The following is a 2,829-nucleotide window of genomic DNA, read 5'->3' on the forward strand; positions in this document are numbered from 1 at the left end:
GACCGCTTGTAAGCGTATGGTTTCAGGGTCTTTTTCACTCCCTTATTCAGGGTTCTTTTCACCTTTCCCTCACGGTACTGGTTCACTATCGGTCTCTCAGGAGTATTTAGCCTTAGCGGATGGTCCCGCCAAATTCACACAGGGTTTCCCGTGCCCCGCGCTACTCAGGATACTACTAAGTATTTGATCTTTACTTATACAGGGCTATCACCTTCTATGGCCTGTCTTTCCAAACAGTTCTAATTCATTACAAATCCTATATTGTAGTCCTACAACCCCAAACCGGCCGTAACCGATTTGGTTTGGGCTATTCCGCGTTCGCTCGCCACTACTAACGGAATCACTATTGTTTTCTTCTCCTATGGGTACTTAGATGTTTCAGTTCCCCACGTTCGCCCATCTTACGATGTGACATGTCTTCAACATGCCGGGTTGCCCCATTCGGAAATCCACGGATCAACAAGTATGTGCCTCTCCCCGTAGCTTATCGCAGCTTATCACGTCCTTCTTCGCCTCTGAGAGCCTAGGCATCCCCCATACGCCCTTAATTAGCTTATGTCTTATGCTTTAATTTGCTCTTAGTTTTTATTTTACATCACACAATTTTACAATCATGTGTGCTCGTTTTTTCTCTAAATCAATATGTCAATGAACGTTGTGGCGAGTCGCCACTGACTAATACATCAGTAACTACTCCCTGCAATACTCTTGAAATTTATATCTCAAGGCATTGCCTTGTGGAGAATACCGGAGTCGAACCGGTGACCTCCTGCGTGCAAGGCAGGCGCTCTAGCCAGCTGAGCTAATTCCCCGTCTTATAAAGTTGACCGTAGCCAAATATTAGTTGACAGTAGCACAACTTCTAAAATTTCCTTATTCAATATAAAATGAACTTATTTCGTAGTCTCAGGCAGACTCGAACTGCCGACCTCTACATTATCAGTGTAGCGCTCTAACCAGCTGAGCTATGAGACTTCGTTAGTAAAAATCAATCGCATAATAAAACAATCGATCCCTTAATATTTAATTGACAGCCGAAAAACTAAAATCAACTCATAAATAAAAACCTTCTGAGTCGTACCATTTCTAAATTCTCTAGAAAGGAGGTGTTCCAGCCGCACCTTCCGGTACGGCTACCTTGTTACGACTTAGCCCCAGTTACTAGTTTTACCCTAGGCCGCTCCTTGCGGTGACGGACTTCAGGTACCCCCAGCTTCCATGGCTTGACGGGCGGTGTGTACAAGGCCCGGGAACGTATTCACCGCATCATGGCTGATATGCGATTACTAGCGATTCCAGCTTCACGGAGTCGAGTTGCAGACTCCGATCCGAACTGTGACCGGCTTTATAGATTCGCTCCTTATCACTAAGTGGCTGCTCTCTGTACCGGCCATTGTAGCACGTGTGTGGCCCAGGACGTAAGGGCCGTGATGATTTGACGTCATCCCCACCTTCCTCGCGGTTTGCACCGGCAGTCTTGCTAGAGTTCCCGACATTACTCGCTGGCAACTAACAACAGGGGTTGCGCTCGTTATAGGACTTAACCTGACACCTCACGGCACGAGCTGACGACAACCATGCAGCACCTTGTAATCTGTCCGAAGAAAACTCTATCTCTAAAGCTGTCAGACTACATTTAAGCCCTGGTAAGGTTCCTCGCGTATCATCGAATTAAACCACATGCTCCACCGCTTGTGCGGGCCCCCGTCAATTCCTTTGAGTTTCATTCTTGCGAACGTACTCCCCAGGTGGGTTACTTATCACTTTCGCTTAGCCACTCAGACCGAAGTCCAAACAGCTAGTAACCATCGTTTACGGCGTGGACTACCAGGGTATCTAATCCTGTTCGCTACCCACGCTTTCGTCCCTGAGCGTCAATCAATTGTTAGTGATCTGCCTTCGCAATCGGTATTCTGTGTAATATCTATGCATTTCACCGCTACACTACACATTCTAACCACTTCACAATGATTCAAGACCTACAGTATCAATGGCAATTTTACGGTTGAGCCGCAAACTTTCACCACTGACTTATAAGCCCGCCTACGGACCCTTTAAACCCAATGATTCCGGATAACGCTTGGATCCTCCGTATTACCGCGGCTGCTGGCACGGAGTTAGCCGATCCTTATTCGTAGAGTACCGTCAGAGCTCTACACGTAGAGCGGTTTCTTCCTCTATAAAAGCAGTTTACAACCCATAGGGCAGTCTTCCTGCACGCGGCATGGCTGGATCAGAGTTGCCTCCATTGTCCAATATTCCTCACTGCTGCCTCCCGTAGGAGTCTGGTCCGTGTCTCAGTACCAGTGTGGGGGATCTCCCTCTCAGGACCCCTATCTATCGTCGCCTTGGTGAGCCGTTACCTTACCAACTAGCTAATAGAACGCATAGCCATCTTATATCGATAAATCTTTAATACTAAACTGATGCCAATTCAGCATACTATGGGGTATTAATCCAAATTTCTCTGGGCTATCCCCCAATATAAGGTAGGTTCTATACGCGTTACGCACCCGTGCGCCGGTCGTCAGCAAGATTGCAAGCAATCTCCTGTTACCCCTCGACTTGCATGTGTTAAGCCTGCCGCTAGCGTTCATCCTGAGCCAGGATCAAACTCTTCATCGTTTATTCTTAAATATTATGTATCTAAAAACAATACAACACAGAATTAATCGGTTCTCATTTACTTTGATGATTCTAGTCTTTCGATTTAATTTTTTTGCTTCGATCTCCGGTAATAAAACCAAAAATCGTACGCGCTGTCAATCAATATGTCTATGAACTTCTTTAGATTCAAATGCCACTATTAATAGCATCCTAAAACTTCGT

The 2,829-nt window shown here is 46.1% G+C and carries 2 tRNA genes and 2 rRNA genes (1 of these 4 running past the window's edge); all 4 read right to left on the minus strand.

The features are described from left to right. Positions 1-559, minus strand: a 23S ribosomal RNA gene (locus ACXAGJ_RS24515); it reaches 2,261 nt to the left of the window's first position. A gap of 179 nt (positions 560-738) precedes the next feature. Further along, positions 739-812: transfer RNA gene (locus ACXAGJ_RS24520), tRNA-Ala, on the minus strand. A gap of 89 nt (positions 813-901) precedes the next feature. After that, a tRNA-Ile gene (locus ACXAGJ_RS24525) sits at positions 902-975 on the minus strand. Positions 976-1,099: 124 nt separating this feature from the next. Continuing rightward, positions 1,100-2,625: ribosomal RNA gene (locus tag ACXAGJ_RS24530) — 16S ribosomal RNA — on the minus strand. The 16S and 23S rRNA genes sit together here with 2 tRNA genes alongside, the layout of an rRNA operon. Positions 2,626-2,829: the final 204 nt, after the last annotated feature.

Source organism: Aquimarina sp. AWH4_224, from assembly GCF_056160245.1.